This window comes from Bacillus sp. RB3, assembly GCF_030164735.1.
Classification (GTDB): Bacteria; Bacillota; Bacilli; order Bacillales; family Bacillaceae_G; genus Bacillus_A; species Bacillus_A cereus.
The window spans coordinates 1-439 of record NZ_JASNGE010000106.1 but is presented as its reverse complement, the minus strand read 5'-3'; the positions used below and the strand labels follow the sequence as shown (position 1 = coordinate 439).

The following is a 439-nucleotide window of genomic DNA, read 5'->3' as shown; positions in this document are numbered from 1 at the left end:
AAGATGTTTGAAACAGAACCTAATGCAGCGTCACCAGTACGTAAAGCAGACATAGCGTCTTGTGTGTTACGTGCCCCAACGTTTAATCCGCCTTCTTTGGCACGCATACGAGTAGCGATAGCTAAGCCAGCTGCATCGTCAGCTGCACTGTTGATTGATTTACCGCTAGATAAACGGTTCATAGATGTATTCATTTTGTCTTGGTTTTGTCGCATGTACTCTTGAGTACGCATGCTGTTAATGTTTGTATTAATTCTCATGTTAAGAACCCCCATTAATTTTTAATTATTTAAAAGAAAACTCTTTATATACTACAGAGAGTATATGTTCAAATGGATTATTGTAATAATTTAGAAACCATTTGTGGAGTTTGGTTAGCTTGAGAAAGCATGCTGATGCCTGCTTCGTTTAAAATTTTGAACTTTGTCATGTTAGACAT

2 protein-coding genes are annotated in these 439 nt (G+C 37.1%); both read right to left on the bottom strand.

Annotated elements, in window-relative coordinates:
* Window positions 1–260, bottom strand: a 260-nt coding sequence (locus QO049_RS30535; RefSeq protein ID WP_481748636.1) for a flagellin N-terminal helical domain-containing protein, incomplete at its 3' end; no start/stop codon positions are given.
* A 77-nt stretch (window positions 261–337) separates the two neighbouring features.
* Complete coding sequence (locus QO049_RS30530) at window positions 338–430, bottom strand: flagellin (protein WP_002133075.1); 93 nt, start codon at window positions 428–430, stop codon at window positions 338–340.
* Between the last annotated feature and the right edge of the window lie 9 nt (window positions 431–439).

Excerpts from the sequence above, each read along its gene's own strand:
- QO049_RS30530 (WP_002133075.1), bottom strand. The coding sequence starts at position 430 with ATGACAAAGTTCAAAATTTTAAACGAAGCAGGCATCAGCATGCTTTCT.